Genomic DNA, 18,854 nt, shown 5'->3' with positions numbered 1-18,854 from the left:
CGCCCGGAGTAGGGGGCGGCCGGCGGGCTCAGCCGGGGCGGCCGTAGCCGTGGATGGGCTGGAACTCGACCCGGTCCAGTTGGACCGGTTTGCCCGCTCTGGGGGCGTGGATGATCTGGCCGTCGCCGACGTAGATCCCGACGTGGTGGATGTCGGCGTAGTAGAAGACCAGGTCACCGGGTTGCCGCTCGGCGCGTCCGATCCGCTTCACCGCCCGCCACTGCCGTGCCGCGTTGTGTGGCAGCCGCACCCCGGCCGCGCGCCAGGCGGCGGTGGTGAGGCCGGAGCAGTCGTACCCGTCGGGTCCCTCGCCGCCCCACTGGTAGCGCTTGCCGAGCTGGGCGTACGCGAATCGCACCGCGGTCGCGGCGGCCCCGCTGCCCAACTCGGGTGGGCGGGGTGCGGTACGCGGCGCGGCCGGCTCCCGCTCGCCGGCCGCGTCCCGCAGTCGGCTCAGTCGGCGGATCTCCTGCTCGATGTGCTGCTGCCGCGCCGCGAGCTGGCGCTCCTGCGTGCGCTGCTGGACGTCGAGGACCCGTGCCGTCGCCCTGGCGGCGGAGAGCCGCTCGTGGGTGTCGGCGAGCCGCGTGATCACCCGGCGCTGGTCCCGGCTGAGTCGGTTCAGCATCAGCAGGGAACCGAGCAGGTCGTCGGTGGTCGCGGTGAGCAGGGCGGAGACCGCGGCGAGGGGCTGCCCGCCGTGTCCCCGGTACGCCTGCGCCGCGAGCCTGGCCGCCTCCTCGCGCTGCACGGTCAGATCCTGGGTCAGCGTGGCCAGCTCACGGTCCAGCCCGGCCGCCCGGTCCCGGGTCTCGCCCAGCTCCACCCGCAGGTCGTTGTGCTGCTCGATGACAACTTCGAGCTGCTCGGTCGCCGCGGCGAGCTGCTGCTCGGTGGTCCGGTCGGACGGCTGCGCGTCGGCCGGGCCGGGCGCGAGCGCCAGCAGAACGGACACCCCGGCAGCGAACGCCGCACTGCGGCGCGGTACGACGGTTGTCGGCACGACCTGTCCAACGATCGATCATCGACGTTGGCGACGGCATCGATCGAGATGGACATGGATGCCACCGGGGTATCCTGCTCGTCATGACCCACGAGCCGTCGGCCGCCCCCGTATCCGACGCCGCTCCCGGTGCCGTCCCCGAGCCGGTCACCGACGCCGTCGCGCCTTCCACCGAGACGTCCGAACATGGTCCATATTGGTACGCATCGGACAAACAGCGCCTCCTTGGCCGGCTCCGCCGGATCGAGGGCCAGGTGCGCGGCCTGCACCGGATGGTGGAGGAGGACACGTACTGCATCGACGTGCTGACCCAGATCTCGGCCGCGACCAAGGCGCTTCAGGCGGTCGCCGTCGGGCTGCTGGAGGGACACATCGCGCACTGCGTGATGGAGGCCGCCCGGGACGGCGGCGACCCGTCCGCCAAGGTCAAAGAAGCGTCTGACGCCATCGCCAGACTCGTGCGCTCGTAGGAGACCAGCCGATGTCCGTAGAGCAGGCCGGTACGCGCGACCAGCGGGAGCTGACCGACGAGCCGGACGCGATCGAGCCGGCGCCGGTCCCGGCACCCGGTGGGGGGCGGATGGCGCTCTTTGTCGGCGGACTGATCCTCGCCCTGGTCGGCGGGTTCGGCCTCGGTCGGCTCAACACCGACAGCGGGGGCACCTCCGCCCCCGCGGGCGTGACCAGCGGCGACCACACCCACGCGCCGGGCACCGCGCCGCACGAGCACGGTCCGGCGAGCGCCGGCACCGGTCCGTCGGCCGGCGAGGTGGGCGGTCTGGCGCTCAGCTCGGCCGGCTTCACCATGGTCCCGGTGACCGGCGCGTTCCAGGTCGGGCAGAGCCAGCCGTTCCAGTTCCGGGTGCTCGGCGCCGACCGCAAGCCGGTCACCAACTTCGCCGTCGTGCACGAGAAGCCGCTGCACATGATCGTGGCCCGGCGGGACCTCTCCGGCTACCAGCACGTGCACCCGACCATGGCCCCGGACGGGACCTGGAGCGTTCCGCTGACGCTGGCCACTCCCGGCATCTGGCGGGCGTACGCCGACTTCACCGCGCCCGACGCGGCCGGCAAGCAGACCGCCGTCACGCTCGGGGTCGACCTGGTGGTCAACGGCGACTACGTCCCCCGGGGGTTGCCACCGGCGGCGCGGGAGGCGTCGGTCGGGGAGTTCACCGTGACCTACGAGGGCACCCCACAACTGGGCGCCAGCGCGCCCGTACTGTTCCGGGTCTTCGCCAACGGCAGCCCGGTCGCCGGCCTGGAGCGCTACCTCGGCTCGTACGGCCACCTGGTCGCGCTGCGCGCCGGTGACATGGGTTACGTCCACGTGCACCCGGAGGCGGAACTGGTCGGCGGAGCGGTCAAGTTCTGGCTCGCGGCGCCGAGTCCCGGCGACTACCGCCTCTTCTTCGACTTCCAGGTCGGCGGCGTGGTCCGGACCGCCGAGCTCACCCTGACCGTCGCCTGATCCGCGAGCGGGCCGGGGCGACCTCAGCCGGCCCGGCGGACCGGCCGACGGGCCAGGTAACTCAGCAGGTCGCGGATGAGCTGCTTCTCGTCCGCCGGCACGGTCGGGTCCGCGAGCCGGGACAGGATCACCCGTACGTCGGCGTCGGCCTGGCCGTCGGCGCGCCTGCGGGCGCCGGTGGCCCGGGAACGACCGACCGGCGGCGCGGCCGGCTCCGGCTGGAGCGGCTCGCCGTCGGGCAGGCCGAGGGCCCGGAACGCCGCCGCCACCGGCACGTCCAGGGCGATGCAGAAGCCGCGCACCTTGGCGAGCTCCGGATAGTCGTGCCAGTCGCCGGCCAGCCAGCGGAACACCGTCGACCGTCCGACCCCGGTGTGCGCGGCCAGGTCGGTGACGCTCCAGCCGCGCTCGTCCTTGGCGTCGTCGATGGCCCGGCGTACGAAGCGGGCGAATGCCGCCTGGGGCGAATCCGATGCGGCACCCATCGTCGGTGGAGAGCCCTCCTGCTGGAGCACGACCTTTGCCCCCTGAGCCTAGTGCCAACCGGACGCGTCGCCACTCAGGTAGGCATCGACCGGTCTCGTGGCCGGGACTGTCGCGGAGATCGTGGCACCCGTGCCGACCAGCACTCCTGGTGATCGTTTGAATCCACTATGCTCGACCCTCGCGCGGATCGGTCGGCCACCGCCGGCCCGGGGGGAGACCGCGCACGTCGTCTGTCGTCGATGATTCATCGGCGTTTCCGAGCAAGGCGAATGCAGAGGTACACGTGGCCACTCCAGCCTCACCGCTCCCGCACCGACCCGGGGCGATCAGCCTGTTCTTCGTGGTCAAGGCCGCGCTCTTCGCGGCCGGCTTCTGGGCCTGGCTGCTGGTCCTCGTCTTCACCGGGACGAACGCCACCGGTCTGCACGTGTTGGCCGCCACCGGCACCATCATCACCACCCTGGTATCGGTGCTGCTGGGCGTCCGGATGGCGCTGCAACGCGACGCCGCGCAACGGCACGCGGAGCTCAAGCGACTGCTCGTCGACATCTCCTGGAACGCGTTCGCCGCCGTCGGCAACGCGGAGCCCGAGAGCACCGGCAACGTCGTACCGTTCCCGACCGCCGTCTACGACACCGCGAGCCCGTCCGGTCGTACGCCGGGCGACAGCAACGGCGACCGCCAGTACTGACCGACGTCGGCGGGACGGGTCAGTCGGCGGTCGGCCGGTCGAGCAGGGTCCGCAGGTGTGGTTTCACCTGCCACTGTGACACGAGGCCCTCGTACTCCGTCCGCTGCTGGGGCGTCGCTTCGGTGCCGGTCCGGCGGGCGCGCAGCAACAGGTTGCGCGGGGTGTGCTGACTGTCGACGAACTCGACCACCTCGGTCCGGTACCCGTGCAGCCGGAGCAGCCCGGCGCGGAGCGCGTCGGTGAGTACGTCGGCGAACCGCTCCCGCAGGATGCCCTCGCGGGTGAGCAGGTCGTACGGCTCCGGAGCCGGCCTGCCCCGCAGTTGCCGGGCCACGTCGTGATGGCAGCAGGGCGCGGCGAGCACCCAGCGCGCGTCCCAGCGCACCGCCCTGGCCAGCGCCTCGTCGGTGGCGGTGTCGCAGGCGTGCAGGGCCAGCACCAGGTCCGGCGCGGGTTCGACAACCGCGTCCAGAATGGTGCCGGCGACAAAACGTACCCGGTCGGCGTAGCCGAGTCGCTCGGCCAGTTCGGTGTTGCGCTGCCGCTGGTCCTCGCGTACGTCGACGCCGACCACCTCGACGTCCACTCCCCGTCCGCTCAGGTACCGGTACGCGGCGAACGTCAGGTACGCGTTGCCGCAGCCGAGGTCGACCACCCGCAACGGACCGGTCAGCTCGCCCGGCAGGGTGGCCGCGAGCGCCCGCAGGAACGCGTCGACCTGCCGACGCTTCGCCCCGTTGCCGCCGATGGCGGCGAAGAGCGGGTCGCCGGGATCGAGCAGGTACTCCTTCGCCCGGTCGTTCCCGGCCGGCGGGGCGGGAGCGCGCTCGGCGGCGGCCCGGTGGACCTGCGCGTCGCCCTTTTTTGTCACCCGTACCTGGACCGTCGCGGAGGCGGTCTCCACGTGCCAGTTGCCGAATGGCTCGGCCAGCAGCGCGTCCACGGCCGCGTCCGATTCCGGGCCCGGTGCCACGTTGCGGGTGTGCGGCCGGGACCCGTCGAAGGTGGCGATCTGAAGCCGGGGTCCGGCCTTCAGGGTGACCGGTCGGACCTCGGCGCGGACCAGGGTGGGTGCCTGTCCCCGACGCCGGCCGGCCGCCACCGCCCGGGTCAGTCCGGGGGCGAGCAGCAGCGCACGCACCTCGGCGAGGGCGAGTTCGAGTTGTTCCGGCACGGCTACCTGGCCTTCTCCAGCACGGGTTCGGGAATTGCCGACGCCGGGTGGCACCGATCGAGTGGGTCGCCTCCGGCCGGCCAGGCTCAGCCCGCCCGCCGCGACCCGCTCGATCGGCCCGACGTCCCCGATCGGCCCGACGTCAAGGAATCAGGCGTCGAGGAATGTCGAGAAATGTCGAGGAATCAGGCGTCGGCCGGGCCGGCGTCGCCCTGACCGCCGTCGGTCGTACCGGTGTCGGTCGCCGTACCCCGTGAACCGCGCCCACCGCGACGACGCCGCCGGGTACGGGTCCGGCCGGTGCCGGCGCTCTCGGCGCCGTCGGCGGACCCGTCCGCCGGTCCACTGCCGTCGTTGAACGTGACCGTCGGAACGGCGCTGCCGGTGCCGGCGCCGTTCGCGGAGGTGCTGGTCGCGCTCGTCTCCGCCCCGGCGACAACCTCGCCGGCACGACGACGGCGCCGCTGCCGGGTGCTGGTCCGGACGACCTCGTCGGTCGTCTCCACGCCGACGTCGCCGCCGCCGGTCGACCGTCCGCCGCTCTCCCGGCGTCCCCGGCCACGGGAGGCCCCGCCCCGGCCGCCGCCGTCGCGGCCCTCCGGGCGGCGTGCGCCCCGGGACCGGCCGCCGAGGTCTTCCTCGACCTCGGCGGAGAGCCCGGCGCGGGTGCGCTCGGCGGTCGGCAGGGTGCCCGAGATGTTCGTCGGGATGTCCAGGTCGGTGTAGAGGTGCGGGGAGGTGTGGTACGTCTCCGGCGGCTCCGGCATCTCGAGCCCGAGGGTCTTGTCGATGATCCGCCACCGGGGCATGTCGTCCCAGTCGACGAAGGTGACCGCGACACCGGTGGCACCGGCGCGGCCGGTCCGGCCGATCCGGTGGGTGTAGGTGTCCTGGTCCTCCGGGCAGTCGTAATTGATGACGTGCGTCACACCGGTGACGTCGAGACCCCGTGCCGCGACGTCGGTCGCGACCAGGATGTCGATCTTTCCGGTACGGAAGGCACGCAGCGCCCGCTCGCGGGCGCCCTGGCCCAGGTCACCGTGTACGGCCGCGACCGCGAAACCCCGGAAGTCCAGGTCCTCGGCGACCCGGTCGGCGGCCCGCTTGGTCCGGGTGAAGATCATCGTGAGCCCGCGCCCCTCGGCCTGGAGGATCCGGGCGACGATCTCGACCTTGTTCATCGAGTGGGTGCGGTAGACGAGTTGCTGGGTCTGCGGCGACGGCCCGGTCTCGGCGGTGTGACCGGCGTGGATCGTGACCGGCTGGCGCAGGAAACGCCGGGACAGCGTGACGATCGGGTCCGGCATGGTGGCCGAGAAGAGCATGGTCTGCCGCTTCTCCGGCAGCATCGCCAGGATCTTCTCGACGTCGTCGAGGAAGCCCAGGTCGAGCATCCGGTCGGCCTCGTCGAGCACCAGCGCGTGCACCCGGTCGAGCCGCAGGTGCTTCTGCTTGGCCAGGTCCATCAACCGGCCGGGCGTGCCGACCAGGATCTCCACGCCCTTGCGCAGCGCGTCGACCTGCGGCTCGTACGCGACGCCGCCGTAGATCGGCAGCACCCGTACGCCACGCGTCTTTCCGGCCGCAGCGATGTCCTTCGCCACCTGCAAGCCCAGTTCGCGGGTTGGTACGACCACCAGCGCCTGCGGGATCCCGTCGCTCCCCTCGGCCGGTGCGGTGACCCGCTCCAGCAGCGGTACGCCGAAACCGAGCGTCTTGCCGGTGCCGGTGGGCGCCTGTCCGATCAGGTCGGTGCCGCGCAGTGCGATCGGCAGGGCGTATTCCTGGATCGCGAACGCGCGCACGATACCGACCGCGGCCAGCGCGTCGACGGTCTCCTGACGCGCGCCCAGGGCGGCGAAGGTCGGGGCTTCCGGACGTACCGGAGCGTCGGCGGCCAATGCCTGGCCAGCCATGATTTCTTCGATGTGATCGCTCATGTGGTTGTGGGGGTGCCCTCTCGTGGTGCGCCCCGTCAGTCCGTAGGGCGCTGTCTCGGTGTGGCGCGGGCCACACGGTTCTCGGCTGAATGCCGGGCAGAACCGGGCCGCACGCGCGCCGCAGGAAGGAATTCGATGCTCTCGAAACCTGACTCGATGCTCTCGAGACCTGCGGCAACTGCTCCATGTTACCTGAGCCGGGCAAATGTCGCCCCTACTCCGGCTGACCGGGGTCACGCCGGGGGGTAAAGCTGTGGCGTGCGTTACATCGGCGGTAACGTGCGACCGTGTCTGGTCCCAGCGAATCCCCGTACCACGTTCCCGGTGTACGGGTATCGACCCCGGTGTCCGGTACGGCGACCATCGCACCGCCGGCCGAGGCGGTGACCGACCTGCTCGGCCTGGTGGCGTACGGGGAACTCGCGGCCTTCGACCGGATGGCCGCCGACGCCCGGTTGGCCCCTGACCTGTCCCGCCGAGCCAGGTTGAGCGAGATGGCGGCGCGGGAGATGGCGAGCTACCGCCGGATCGCGGACCGGTTGACCGAACTCGGGGCGGCGCCCGGCGAGGCGATGGCGCCGTACGCCACCGCGTTGCAGGGATATCACGACTCGACCGAGCCCCGGGACTGGCTGGAGGCGGTGACCAAGGCGTACGTGGGGGACGCGATCGCGGACGACTTCCTGCGGGAGATCGCCCTGTGGCTCGGCGAGCCGGACCGGCGACTGGTCCTGGAGGTGTTGCACGACTCGCGGTACGACGAGTTCGCGGGTGCGGAGATCCGGGCCGCCATCGCCGCCGACCCGAAGGTGGCCAACCGGCTCTCGATGTGGGCCCGGCGGCTGGTCGGCGAGGGGTTGTCGCAGGCGGGGCGATTGGCCGGCGAGCGGGTTACGTTGACCGCGCTGCTCTCGGCCGGAGCCGGCGGCGAGCCGGGGGTGCCGGCGCTCTTCCAGCGGCTGACCGCCGCGCACACCGACCGGATGGCGGCGGTCGGACTGAACAACTGAGCCGACGCGGTCGGACTGGATGACTGAGCCGACGCGGTCGGACTGGGACGGGTGAGCTGTGCTGTCGGACCGGGAGAACCGAGCCGGTGTGCCCGAGCCGACGCCCGAGGCCGGCGTGCCCGTCCCGGACCGGCCGTCGGGACCGGTGTCGGGACGTCAGCGCGCCGGCGTGGACCAGGTCAGCGGGCGACGAACCCGACGGCCCGGGGGGACGCCTCGGCGATCTCGACGTAGGCGACCTTGGTCACCGGGACGATGATCCGGCGGCCCTTCTCGTCGGTCAGGGACAGGGTGCCGTCGTTCGCGATGGCGTCGGTCACGATCTGCTCGATCTCGGCCGGCGTCTGCGCGCTCTCCAGCACCAACTCGCGCGGCGCGTACTGCACGCCGATCTTGACCTCCACGGGACCTCCTCATCCAGGGCGATACTTCGCCGTTGCGAAGGCTATCCGATGAGCGGAGGTATCTGTCAGGCCGACTCGCTCGAAGGGTCGCGACTCGCCCCGTGGCGGGCGGACCCGCCGTGGTCGGACCGGCTCTCGTCCTGCGGCAAGCCGGTTTCGTCCTGGAGCGGGAAGCTGGCGATGCCGCGCCAGGACAGGGCCGCGAGCAGCGCCTCCGCCTCGGACTTCGGCACCTGGCGGCCGCCGGCCAGCCAGAACTGGGCCGCCGTCTCGGCCGCGCCGACCAGACCCGAGGCGAGCAGTTCGGCCCGTGCCCGGTGTACGCCGGTGGTGGAGATGATCGTGTCGGCGATCGCGGCGATGCAGCCCTGCTCGACCCGTTCGACCCGTTCCCGGACCGCCGGCTCGTTACGCAGGTCCGACTCGAAGACCAGGCGGAACGCCTCGCTCTTGTGGTCGACAAAATCGAAGTACGCCCGTACGGCGCCGCTGACCCGCTCCTTGTTGTCCGGGGTCGAGGCCATCGCGTCCCGGACGCTCGCCACGATCGCCTCGGCGTGGGTGTCCAACAGCGCCAGGTACAGCTCTAGTTTGCCCGGAAAGTGCTGGTAGAGCACCGGCTTGGAGACGCCGGCCCGCTCGGCGATGTCGTCCATCGCCGCAGAGTGGTAACCCTGAGCGACGAACACCTCCTGTGCGGCGGCCAGCAACTGCTTGCGCCGAGCCGAGCGGGGCAGACGGGTAGGTCGGCCTGCTGTCTGCGCACCGTTCTCCGCAGCAGCGGTCATCGGTACCTCCGTGTCTCACGTCGCACAACCATCGACCTCAATCAGAGCGGATCGACGCACCGCGTCGTGCCGCCGAATTAGCCCACCGCTGTAACTTATCGCCACTGTCACCACACGGTAGCCTCAGCGGGGGCGACCAAGGAGCGCACGGTGGACGAAACAGGGCAACCCGGGGCCGCCGCACCCGGCGAGAACGGCAACGGGGCAGGTCCGCACGGTGACCTGGCCCGGCCGGCCAGTGGTTGGGCAGCCGCCGATTCGGGCTGGCCCCGCGCGGCCAATCCGGCCGACGGCGGACCCGGATCACGGCCGCAGTGGCGCCAGCCGGTGGAGCCACCGGCGCCACCGTCGTGGGCGGGTGACCCCGCCTCGCGGTACGCCGACCCGGCGCCCGGGGGCGCGTCCCGCGATTCCGGGCAGCCCGTCAACGGCAACGCCTATGACGAACGGCACTATCCGGACCAGCACTACCCGGACCAGCACCCGGACCAGCACTACCCGGAGCAGTCGGTTGCGCCGTACCGGGCACCGGCCAGCGGGCCGCCGTACCCGTACCAGGACGAGTTCGACGACTTCGGACCCGAGCGGATCGCGGTGCCGGCGCCCCGACCGCCGTCCCCGGCCGAGCGGTCCGCCGCCGACCGACCGGCCGGCGGCCAGGACCGGGGTCCGGGAGCCGGCGAGACACCGGAGCAGCCGGAGTCGGCGCGGTACCCCTTCGGAAACTCCCCGACCAGCGGGGCGGGTCCGGCGGCGGGCGGTCTCTCGCCGGTCTCCGGCGTGCCCGACGACCCGGGCGCGCAGGACCGTGCCGCGCGGTGGCGGGAGGCGAACAGCCCGGCCTCGGCCCCGCCGGCCCAACCGGTGTCACCGGGCACGGGCGGTCCCGAGCCGGTCCGCAATCTGCGCGCCGTACCCAACTACGACCTGGTCCGGCCGAATCGGTCGGTTCCGGCTCCTGGCGAGCCGGGTCAGTCCGACCGCAACGGCCCGGCCGGTACGCTTCCCGCCGACCGGGACCAGCCGATCGGGCACCGGGGCGCCACCGAGCAGAACGAGCACCCGGGACAGGCCGAGCCGCCCGCCGAGGCGAGCCAGGAGCGTCCCGCCTGGGCCCGGTCGAGTTCCGGTGCGCAGAACGGGTGGGCCCGCACCACCACCACGGGCGAGAACGCGAGCGCCGGGCCGGACTGGGCCCAGGCGAGCGCGATGTCCGAGGGCGGTGGCGGCGCCAGGAAACCGTGGGGGCGTGCCGACGGGGATTCCGGGGCCGAACCACCGCGTCCGGCCTGGGCTCGTCCGGAGACCGGCGCGCAGGGGGGCGAGTCGACCCGCCCGGCCTGGGCCCGTTCCGGCAGCGAGGTACGAGCCGCCGTGGCGTCCTGGACACGTAACGAGGCGGAGTCCGAGGCCGGGGCCGGCAACAGCGGCCCCGGCGCTCCCGACTGGTCCCGTTCCGCGCCCGAGCCAGCGGCCGCCGAGAGCCGTGCCGAGTGGCCGCGCGCCGCGCGTGAGCCCGAGCCCGAGGCCGAGCAGTCCCGGCCCGGCTGGGCGTCGAGCTGGGCACCGCCGTGGGCCAAGGCAAGCCCGGAGCCGGAGGCGCGGCGGGCCCGCCGCGACGACTCCCCGGCTTGGCCGGGAGAACCGACCCCGACGTCCGAGCCCGGTCCGGGCTACGGTCCGCCCCCGAGCCAGGGTGGCTATCCGCCCCCGGGCCAGGGCGGCTATCCGTCCCAAGGACAGGGTGGCTATCCGGTGCCCGGCGAGCCGGGTGAGCCGATGCCGGTCAGTGGGCCACCGGGTTATCCCGCCGCCGAGCGGCCGTGGGAGGCGCCCTATCCGGGCTACCCCACCGCGTCCGGAGCCGAGGCGGGCGGTCCGGGACACCAGATCGAGCCGGAGGCGCTGCCGCAGCGGGTCCCGGCCGAGCCGGACGTACCGACCATGCCGGAGCCGATCGCGGGCGAACAGTCGGCCGAGACGCCGGAACTGGCCCGGATCGCGACGCACCTGCGCCGGGACGACGCACCGGCCCAGCCTCGGGAGCGCCCGGACGGCTTCGACGTCAAGGCCATCCTGGCCGCGGTCCGTGGCGTGCCGGGGGTGCGCGACGCGTCCCTGACCACCACTCCCGCCGGCGCGCACAGCCTGCGGCTGGATCTCGCCGACGGCGCCGACCCGGCCGAGGTGAGCCGTCAGGTGGCCAGGCTGCTCCAGGACCGGATGGGGCTCGCCGCAGCGCCGAAACTTCCGGGTACGCCGGTCCCCGGGGCGATGTTGCCGGGCACCCCGCTGCCCGGCGGGATGTTGCCGGGTGCCCCGGTCTCCGGTGTCCCCGTCTCCGCCGTGCCGACCTCCGGTCCGCCGGTGCCCGAGGAGCAGGACGGGCGTCGGGGCACGCCCGAGGGCGGGCCGGACGAGGCGGCGCGTCGGCGTCGTCCCAGCCACCAGGGCCGGGCCGCCGTCGACGAACGCGGCGGGAGTTCCGCCAACACGTCCAGCGTCTCCGGTACGTCCAGCGTCTCCGGCATGTCCAACGTCTCCGGTACGGCCACCGGCAGCCCGGTCACCGCCGGTGCGTCGTACTCCGGTGGCCAGCCGACCACGACCGAGACCGCGCCCTCGCGACCGCTCAACCCGGGCGGGCCGCCCGGCCCCCGGGTGGTGCTGGACCACGTCCAGGTGAGCACCTTCGGCCTGGAGGCCACCGTCGAGGTACGGCTCGCCGCCGCCGCCCAACGCGCCGAAGGGCTGGCGACCGGCCCGGCGGTCGACGGGTACGTGCTGAGGCTCTGCGCGGTCGCCGCCGCCGCCGCGATCGACGAACTGCTGAACACCTCGGAACGGGTGACCGAGACCGGCCGCTGTTTTGTCGAGCACGCGGCGGTGGTGCCGTTCGGCAACTGCGAGGTCGCCACCGTGGTCGTGCTGCTGGTCTGCGACGGGTGGGTGGAGCAGCTCGCCGGTTCGGCACTGGTCGCGGGTGATCCGCGCCAGGCGGTCGTCCGGGCCACCCTGGCGGCGGTCAACCGCCGGCTGGAGGCGCTGCTCGCCTGAGTCGGCGAAAGCCGCCGTACGTCAGGGGTGCGCGGCACACTTGATGGATGAAGCGTGCGTCGCTCGGGGCGGACGAACTGCTCCGCCAGGGCGGGTGTCCACCGCCCTGGCCCGGCCGGCCGGTGCTGCTCGACGGCCTGGTGACCTACGTGCGGGACACCCCGGCCACCGGTCCGGGCACCGAGCCGGCGCTCTACGTGCACGGCCTCGGCGGGTCGGGGCAGAACTGGACGGACCTGGCCGGTCTGCTCGCCGACCGGCTCGACGGACAGGCGATCGACCTGCCCGGATTCGGTTTCAGCGAACCGGGCCGGAGCTACACCGTGCCCGCCTTCGCCGACCGGGTGATCCGCTACCTGGAGTACGCCGACCGGGGGCCGGTGCACCTGTTCGGCAACTCGCTCGGCGGCGCGGTCTCGGTCCGGGTGGCCGGGCTCCGCCCGGACCTGGTGCGTACCCTCACGCTGATCTCACCGGCGATGCCCTTCCTCGACCCGCGCCGATCGTTGCAGGGCAGGATGCTGCCGCTGCTGGCGGTGCCGCTCGCGGAGCGGCTTGCGTACCGCCGGCTGACCCAGATGGCGCCGGAGGAGATGGCGACGCAGGTGCTGTCGGCCTGTGTCGCCGACCTCTCCCGGATCAACGAGCAGCGGCGACGCGAGGCGATCGAGGAGATCCGGATCCGCTACACCGCCGACCACTACGCGGCGGCCTACCTGCGTACGCTGCGCGGGCTGGTCAGCAGCTTCGTCCGGGCGTACCTGCCCGGGTCGGGGTCGCTGTGGCGGATCGCCCGGCTGGTGACGGCGCCGACGCTGGTGATCGGTGGCCGGCAGGACCGGCTGGTCGACATCAGGGTGGCGCCCCAGGCCGCACGCGTGATCCCGGACAGCCGGCTGCTGATCCTCGACGGCGTCGGGCACGTCGCGCAACTGGAGGTTCCCCGCACGGTGGCCCGTGCGGTGGCCGCGTTGCTGGATGAGGCGAGGGTACTGCGCCACGCAGTGTGACATGGCACGCTGTCAGCAATGCCCACTTCCAGTTCCCGGCCCCGCGCTCGGGTCAGCAAGGCAAACGACTCGGACCGGTACCGAGGGATCCGGCGGCGGCGACCGCCGCCCGGTCGGTCGCTCGCGATCTTCAGCGCGTTGCTGCTGGCGGCGACCGGGGTCTTCGCGGGGCTGGTCGGGCCGCCGCTGGTGGATCGGCTCACCGCGGACGAGCAGTCGGTGGCAGCAGCCGGGCCGGAGCCGTCGGTCGACGTCACGCCGCTGGCGACGCCGAGTGCCCAGCCGAGCGTGACCGCGTCACCGCAACCGCCACCGTTGCTGCGCGAGTCGGGGCCGGTTCCGCGAAGCGGGCAGGACAGCTTCGAGTTCGCGCCCGGCCTGGGCAAGGTGGCCGGGCACGCGGGCACGCTGCGGCGCTACCGGGTCGCCACCGAAAACGGCTCCGGCCAGGACGCGGAGAAGTTCGCCGAGGTGGTCGAGCAGACCCTGAGCGACCCACGGAGCTGGACCGGCAGCGGGCAGTTGCGGTTGCAGCGGGTTCCGGGCGGGGCGAACTACGACTTCACCGTCTACCTTGCCACGGGGAGCACCGCCGGCCGGATGTGCGCCGCCGGTGGCACCGACATCCGGATCGACGGCGAGCCGTACACGTCGTGCCGGACCCCGGGCAAGGTCATCATCAACCTGAGCCGTTGGATGCTCTCGGTCGACCACATGGTCAAGGCCAAGGTGCCGCTGGACGTGTACCGGCTCTACGTGATCAACCACGAGACCGGGCACCAGTTGGGGCACGGGCACGAGCAGTGTCCCGGCAAGGGGCGGCCGGCGCCGGTGATGCAGCAACAGACGCTCTTCCTCAGCGGCTGTACGGTCAACCCCTGGCCGTACCTCGACGGGGAGCGGTACGAGGGCGCGCCCGTCTGACGCCCCCACCCGTCCCGGTGGCGCCGGTCGCACGGCTATTCCCGCCCCGACTGCCGGGACGGGTGTTCCACCTCATGGTCAATGCCTACCCGGTCGAGTGACAATGGCGCGGCAGACCACCATCGATTCCGGGGAGTTCACCGTGTCGTTGCCCCCGCTCGTCGAGCCCGCCGCCGAGCTGACCGTTGACGAGATCCGCCGCTATTCGCGCCACCTGATCATCCCGGATGTCGGGGTCGAGGGGCAGAAGCGGCTCAAGAACGCCCGGGTGCTCTGTGTGGGCGCCGGTGGCCTGGGGTCGCCGGCCCTGATGTACCTCGCCGCGGCCGGCGTCGGCACGCTCGGCATCGTCGACTTCGACACCGTCGACGAGTCGAACCTCCAGCGCCAGATCATCCACGGCCAGTCGGACATCGGCCGCTCCAAGGCGGAGTCCGCCGCGGCCAGCGTGCGCGAGATCAACCCGCTGGTCAACATCGAGATCCACAACACCGCCCTGGACCGGGACAACGTACGCGAGTTGTTCAGCCAGTACGACCTGATCCTCGACGGCACCGACAACTTCGCCACCCGGTACATGGTCAACGATGCGGCGGTGCTGCTCGGCAAGCCGTACGTCTGGGGTTCGATCTACCGGTTCGACGGGCAGGCGTCGGTCTTCTGGGCCGAGCACGGCCCCTGCTACCGCTGCCTCTACCCGGAGCCGCCGCCGCCCGGCATGGTCCCGTCCTGCGCCGAGGGGGGCGTGCTCGGCGTGCTCTGCGCGTCGATCGGCTCGATCCAGGTGACCGAGGCGATCAAGCTGCTCACCGGCATCGGGGAGCCGCTGGTCGGTCGGTTGACCGTCTACGACGCCCTGGAGATGGAGTACCGCAAGATCAAGGTCCGCAAGGACCCGTCCTGCGTGCTCTGCGGGGAGAACCCGACGGTGACCGACCTGCTCGAGGACTACGAGGACTTCTGCGGGGCGGTGTCGGCCGAGGCCGAGGACGCCGTGGTCGGTTCCACCATCACCGCCTCCGAGTTGAGGGAGTGGCAGGAGACCGGCAAGGACCACTTCCTGGTCGACGTACGGGAGCCGGCCGAGTATGAGATCGTCCGCATCCCCGGCTCGACGCTCATCCCCAAGGGCGACATCCTCTCCGGCGAGGCGCTGGCCAAGCTGCCGCAGGACAAGCAGATCGTGCTGCACTGCAAGTCGGGTGTGCGGTCGGCCGAGGCGCTGGCGGCGCTGAAGGCGGCCGGGTTCCGGGACGCCGTACACGTCCAGGGTGGGGTGCTGGCCTGGATCAAGCAGGTCGACCCGGCGCTGCCGGCGTACTGATCGTCTCGTCACAGTGGTGACCACGGAGGGTCAGTGGTCGCGTACCGAAGGTCGTGTGCGGGCTCCTTCCGCCCCGGATCCGTGGGGCGGAAGGAGCCTTTGCTGTCGGTGCGCCCGGTTCTGATCGATCACGGACGATGGTTGCCGCTGCTGGACGGGTGGTTGACCTCGGCTGACTTACCGAGGCGGCAGAAGTTTCCCGGCGGTAGCCTTCTCTCCCGTGGTGGACATGGGCGGCTTCCCCGTTGACCTGAGCAGCGGTTCCTCCGGGGTGGACCTGGACGGTGCGATCGGCTTCGTGGTGGCGCACGGCGACGCGGTGGACCGGGCTCGGCTCTCCTGGTTGCGTACGGGTGCGGAGCCTCCGGCGGAGATCCTCGCCGACGCGGAGATGGGTTCGGCTCCCGAAGGTGGCTGGCCGGCGGTCTGGGGTGCCGGGGTCGCCTCCGTCGACGCGACCTGCTTCCGACTGGCCGAACTCGACGACCTCGGCGCGCTCCACCGCCCCGCCGCCCGGCGCGCCCTGGACTGGCTCGCCGCCGGTCAGCGGGCGGACGGCACCTGGGAGGAGGACGAGTCGCTGGCCCGGGAGGCGCCGAGCTGGGCAAAGCCCGGTGACCCCGAGGCCGCCCTCCTGCTCACCGCCAACGCCGGCTTCTGGCTCACCGTGGCCGGGCTGGACGACCGCGCCGCCGGCCCGTCCGACCTGGCGTACGCCGGACCGGTGCGGGCCGCCGCGAGGGCGATCGCCGACCGGCTCGCGGCGGACGGCACCTGGCCATCCTTCCTGGCCGCCGGCTGGCTCTCCGCCGCCGTGCTCCACCGCCAGGAGTTGTTCTACGAGGCCGCGCGGATCCAGGGTGTGCTCGGCGACCGGCTGCCCGGCATGGCCCCGGCCGACGTGGCCTGGATGGCCTCGACGCTGGTCCGGGTCGGGCTCGGCCCGGACGACCGGCTGCTGGTCGCCGCCCGTCGCCGGCTCGCCGAGACCCAGCGCAGCGACGGTGGCTGGCCGAGCGACGACAACAACACGTTCGACGTGCACACCGCGCTACTGGCCATCCGCGCCTGCCGCTGACCCGGCCCGCTCGCGGCCGACCCGGATCTTGCCCAGCGGGTCAGCCGCGCAGGTGGCCGTCGCCGGTGACGACGTACTTTGTCGAGGTCAGCTCGGGGAGCCCCATCGGGCCCCGGGCGTGCAGCTTCTGGGTGGAGATGCCGATCTCCGCGCCGAAGCCGAACTCGCCGCCGTCGGTGAACCGGGTCGACGCGTTCACCATCACCGCCGCCGAGTCGACCCGGGCGACGAACTCCCGCGCCGCGCTGACCGAGTCGGTGACGATCGCCTCGGTGTGCTGGGTGCCGTACCGGTTGATGTGCGCGACCGCGGCGTCGAGCGAGTCGACCACGGCGGCCGAGATGTCCGCGGAAAGGTACTCCGCGCCGTAGTCCTCCTCGGTCGCCGGGACCACGGCGGCCGAGTGCGCGCGGACCCGGTCGTCGCCGTGCACGGTCACCCCCGCGTCGGCGAGGGCGGCGAGCAACGGCGGCAGGACCGCGTCGGCGATCTCCGCGTGCACCAGCAGCGATTCGGCGGTGTTGCAGGTCGAGAGGCGCTGGGTCTTGGAGTTGAGCACGATGCCGATCGCCTTCGCCAGGTCCGCCCCGGCGTCCACGTAGACGTGGCAGTTGCCGACGCCGGTCTCGATCACCGGAACCGTCGACTCCTCGACCACGGTCCGGATCAGTGACGCGCCACCGCGCGGAATCAGCACGTCGACCAGGCCACGGGCGCGCATCAGATCCTTGACCGAGTCCCGGGAGGAGGCGTCCAGGAGTTGGATCGCGTCGGCCGGCAGCCCGGCCCCGGCCACCGCGTCGCGCAGCACCGCGACCAGTGCGGCGTTCGAGTGCGCCGCCGACGAGGACCCGCGCAGCAGCGCCGCGTTGCCGGACTTCAGGCAGATGCCGGCCGCGTCGACGGTCACGTTCGGTCGAGCCTCGTAGATGATCCCGACCACGCCGAACGGGACCCGGATCTGGCGCAGCTCCAGGCCGTTGGGAAGGGTCGAGCCGCGTACCACCTCGCCGACCGGGTCGGCGAGCGCGGCCATCTCGCGCAGCGCGTCGGCGATCCCGGCCACCCGGTCCCCGGTCAGGGCCAGCCGGTCCAGGATCGCCGGGGAGAGCCCGGCCGCCCGGCCGGCGACCAGGTCCGCCTCGTTCGCGGTCAGGATCTCCGGCGTACGGGCGACCAGCGCATCGGCCATCGCGTGCAACCCGGCATCCTTGGCGGTACGGGTCGCGGTGGCGAGCACACCGGCCGCCGTACGGGCCCGGCGCGCCTGTTCGGTGACGCTCAACTCCAACCCCCTCTTGGGTGTAAGGAAGGGCCCCTTGTTAACGCATAGCGTTAACAAGGGGCCCTTGTTCACAGCAGCACGAGGTCGTCGCGGTGCACGACCTCACGTTCGTAGCCGGGTCCGAGGGCGGCGGCCAGGTCGAGGGTGGTACGCCCGAGCAGGCCGGGCAGCTCCACCGCGTCGTAGTTGACCAGTCCACGGGCGACCGGCGTGCCCATGGTGTCGACCAGGTCGACCGGGTCCCCGGCGGTGAAGGTGCCGTCCACGGCGGTGATGCCGGCCGGCAGCAGTGACTTGCGCCGCCCCACCACGGCCTGGACCGCGCCCGGGTCGAGGTGCAACCGGCCCCGGGGCGAGGTGGCGTGGGCCAGCCAGAACAGGCGTGCGGTCGGGCGGTGCACGGCCCGGTGGAACAACGTGCCGACCGGGGCGCCGGCCAGCGCCTCGGCGGCCAGCGGCGCGGCGGTGAGCACCACCGGGATACCGAAGCCGGTGGCGATCCGGGCCGCCTCGACCTTGGTGACCATGCCGCCGGTGCCGACCCCGGAGCGACCGGCCCGGCCGATGGCGACCTCGGTCAGTTCGTCGGTGCTGTGCACCTCCTCGATCCGGCGGCTCTCCGGCCGGGTCGGGTCGCCGGTGTAGAGGGCGTCGACGTCCGAGAGGAGCACCAGCAGGTCGGCCTGGACAAGGGCGGCGACGAGGGCGGCGAGGCGGTCGTTGTCGCCGAACCGGATCTCGTCGGTGGCGACCGTGTCGTTCTCGTTCACGATCGGTACGGCACCCAGGTCGAGCAGCTTGCGCAGGGTCCGGTACGCGTTGCGGTAGTGCACCCGTCGGGTCACGTCGTCGACGGTGAGCAGAACCTGTCCGACGGTGCGCCCGTGCCGGGCGAAGCTGGTCGCGTACCGGCCGATCAGCAGGCCCTGCCCGACGCTCGCGGCGGCCTGCTGGGTGGCCAGGTCACGCGGTCGGCGGGGCAGCCCCAGCGGGGCCAGGCCGGCGGCGATCGCACCGGAGGAGACGAGCACGATCTCCCGGCCGTCCTCCGCCAGCGCGGCGAGTACGTCGGTGAGGGCGTCGACCCGACCGGTGTCGAGTCCGCCACTGGCGGTGGTCAACGAGGACGAGCCGACCTTGACCACGATCCGCCGCGCTGCCGTTACTGCTTCACGCACCCGCCCATTCTGCGCGGCGACCGTCGCTAGG

Annotated in this window: 15 protein-coding genes and 2 pseudogenes; 9 read left to right on the top strand and 8 right to left on the bottom strand. The window is 72.7% G+C overall.

All coding sequences use genetic code 11. The features are described 5' to 3' along the window. Positions 1–28 precede the first annotated feature (28 nt). The gene (locus ACI2K4_RS13255; protein ID WP_404510858.1) at positions 29–955 is read right to left on the bottom strand and encodes an NlpC/P60 family protein; all 927 of its coding nucleotides are present in this window, start codon (positions 953–955) and stop codon (positions 29–31) included. Positions 956–1,203: 248 nt separating this feature from the next. Here ACI2K4_RS13255 and ACI2K4_RS13250 point away from each other — a divergent pair. Together ACI2K4_RS13250 and ACI2K4_RS13245 are read left to right on the top strand one after the other, a co-directional pair. Further along, positions 1,204–1,473 (top strand): annotated as a pseudogene (locus ACI2K4_RS13250) (metal-sensitive transcriptional regulator); the annotation flags it as partial. A gap of 11 nt (positions 1,474–1,484) precedes the next feature. Then, on the top strand, positions 1,485–2,474 hold the full coding sequence (locus ACI2K4_RS13245) for a hypothetical protein (protein ID WP_404510856.1): 990 nt from the start codon (positions 1,485–1,487) through the stop codon (positions 2,472–2,474). A 23-nt stretch (positions 2,475–2,497) separates the two neighbouring features. Here the strand turns inward: ACI2K4_RS13245 and ACI2K4_RS13240 are convergent, their stop codons facing one another. Then, positions 2,498–2,959 carry a helix-turn-helix domain-containing protein gene (locus ACI2K4_RS13240; protein WP_404511806.1) on the bottom strand — a complete coding sequence of 154 codons (462 nt, stop codon included), beginning with the start codon at positions 2,957–2,959 and terminating at the stop codon, positions 2,498–2,500. Positions 2,960–3,243: 284 nt separating this feature from the next. On the opposite strand from ACI2K4_RS13240, the gene ACI2K4_RS13235 reads away from it, so the two are divergent. Further along, a complete protein-coding gene (locus ACI2K4_RS13235) occupies positions 3,244–3,651 on the top strand; it encodes a hypothetical protein (protein ID WP_404510854.1) in 408 nt (135 codons plus the stop codon). Between the two features lie 19 nt (positions 3,652–3,670). Here ACI2K4_RS13235 and ACI2K4_RS13230 read toward each other — a convergent pair whose 3' ends face one another. After that, complete coding sequence (locus ACI2K4_RS13230; RefSeq protein WP_404510852.1) at positions 3,671–4,825, bottom strand: class I SAM-dependent methyltransferase; 1,155 nt, start codon at positions 4,823–4,825, stop codon at positions 3,671–3,673. 185 nt (positions 4,826–5,010) lie between these two features. Further along, positions 5,011–6,765, bottom strand: coding sequence for a DEAD/DEAH box helicase (locus ACI2K4_RS13225; protein WP_404510850.1), 1,755 nt, complete (start codon positions 6,763–6,765; stop codon positions 5,011–5,013). A 287-nt stretch (positions 6,766–7,052) separates the two neighbouring features. Here ACI2K4_RS13225 and ACI2K4_RS13220 point away from each other — a divergent pair, with 287 nt between their 5' ends. Beyond that, complete coding sequence (locus ACI2K4_RS13220; protein WP_404510848.1) at positions 7,053–7,775, top strand: ferritin-like fold-containing protein; 723 nt, start codon at positions 7,053–7,055, stop codon at positions 7,773–7,775. A 179-nt stretch (positions 7,776–7,954) separates the two neighbouring features. On the opposite strand, the gene ACI2K4_RS13215 is transcribed toward ACI2K4_RS13220, so the two are convergent. Together ACI2K4_RS13215 and ACI2K4_RS13210 are read right to left on the bottom strand one after the other, a co-directional pair. Next, positions 7,955–8,179 carry a DUF3107 domain-containing protein gene (locus ACI2K4_RS13215; protein WP_121158362.1) on the bottom strand — a complete coding sequence of 75 codons (225 nt, stop codon included), beginning with the start codon at positions 8,177–8,179 and terminating at the stop codon, positions 7,955–7,957. A gap of 152 nt (positions 8,180–8,331) precedes the next feature. Next, positions 8,332–8,967, bottom strand: a pseudogene (locus tag ACI2K4_RS13210) (TetR/AcrR family transcriptional regulator); the annotation flags it as partial. A gap of 150 nt (positions 8,968–9,117) precedes the next feature. Here ACI2K4_RS13210 and ACI2K4_RS13205 point away from each other — a divergent pair. From ACI2K4_RS13205 to ACI2K4_RS13185, 5 genes are all read left to right on the top strand, one after another. Next, entirely contained in the window at positions 9,118–12,024 is a 2,907-nt protein-coding gene (locus tag ACI2K4_RS13205; protein WP_404510846.1) for a hypothetical protein, read from the top strand. Positions 12,025–12,071: 47 nt separating this feature from the next. Beyond that, complete coding sequence (locus ACI2K4_RS13200; RefSeq protein WP_404510844.1) at positions 12,072–13,034, top strand: alpha/beta fold hydrolase; 963 nt, start codon at positions 12,072–12,074, stop codon at positions 13,032–13,034. A gap of 18 nt (positions 13,035–13,052) precedes the next feature. Then, on the top strand, positions 13,053–13,958 hold the full coding sequence (locus ACI2K4_RS13195) for a DUF3152 domain-containing protein (RefSeq protein ID WP_404510842.1): 906 nt from the start codon (positions 13,053–13,055) through the stop codon (positions 13,956–13,958). A 103-nt stretch (positions 13,959–14,061) separates the two neighbouring features. Then, positions 14,062–15,282, top strand: a complete 1,221-nt coding sequence (moeZ, locus tag ACI2K4_RS13190) for an adenylyltransferase/sulfurtransferase MoeZ (protein ID WP_404510840.1) — start codon at positions 14,062–14,064, stop codon at positions 15,280–15,282. A gap of 229 nt (positions 15,283–15,511) precedes the next feature. Next, positions 15,512–16,360, top strand: a complete 849-nt coding sequence (locus tag ACI2K4_RS13185; RefSeq protein ID WP_404511804.1) for a squalene--hopene cyclase — start codon at positions 15,512–15,514, stop codon at positions 16,358–16,360. Positions 16,361–16,400: 40 nt separating this feature from the next. Here ACI2K4_RS13185 and ACI2K4_RS13180 read toward each other — a convergent pair whose 3' ends face one another. Together ACI2K4_RS13180 and proB are read right to left on the bottom strand one after the other, a co-directional pair. Then, positions 16,401–17,645: a glutamate-5-semialdehyde dehydrogenase gene (locus tag ACI2K4_RS13180; protein ID WP_404510838.1), complete on the bottom strand. Its 1,245-nt coding sequence runs from the start codon at positions 17,643–17,645 to the stop codon at positions 16,401–16,403. A gap of 68 nt (positions 17,646–17,713) precedes the next feature. After that, positions 17,714–18,823, bottom strand: coding sequence for a glutamate 5-kinase (gene proB / locus ACI2K4_RS13175; RefSeq protein WP_404510836.1), 1,110 nt, complete (start codon positions 18,821–18,823; stop codon positions 17,714–17,716). Between the last annotated feature and the right edge of the window lie 31 nt (positions 18,824–18,854).

The organism is Micromonospora sp. NPDC050397, from assembly GCF_044901685.1.
Taxonomy (GTDB): Bacteria; Actinomycetota; Actinomycetes; order Mycobacteriales; family Micromonosporaceae; genus Micromonospora_G.
Note: the sequence above shows the minus strand (reverse complement) of the source record. Positions and strands in the feature narration are given on the sequence as shown.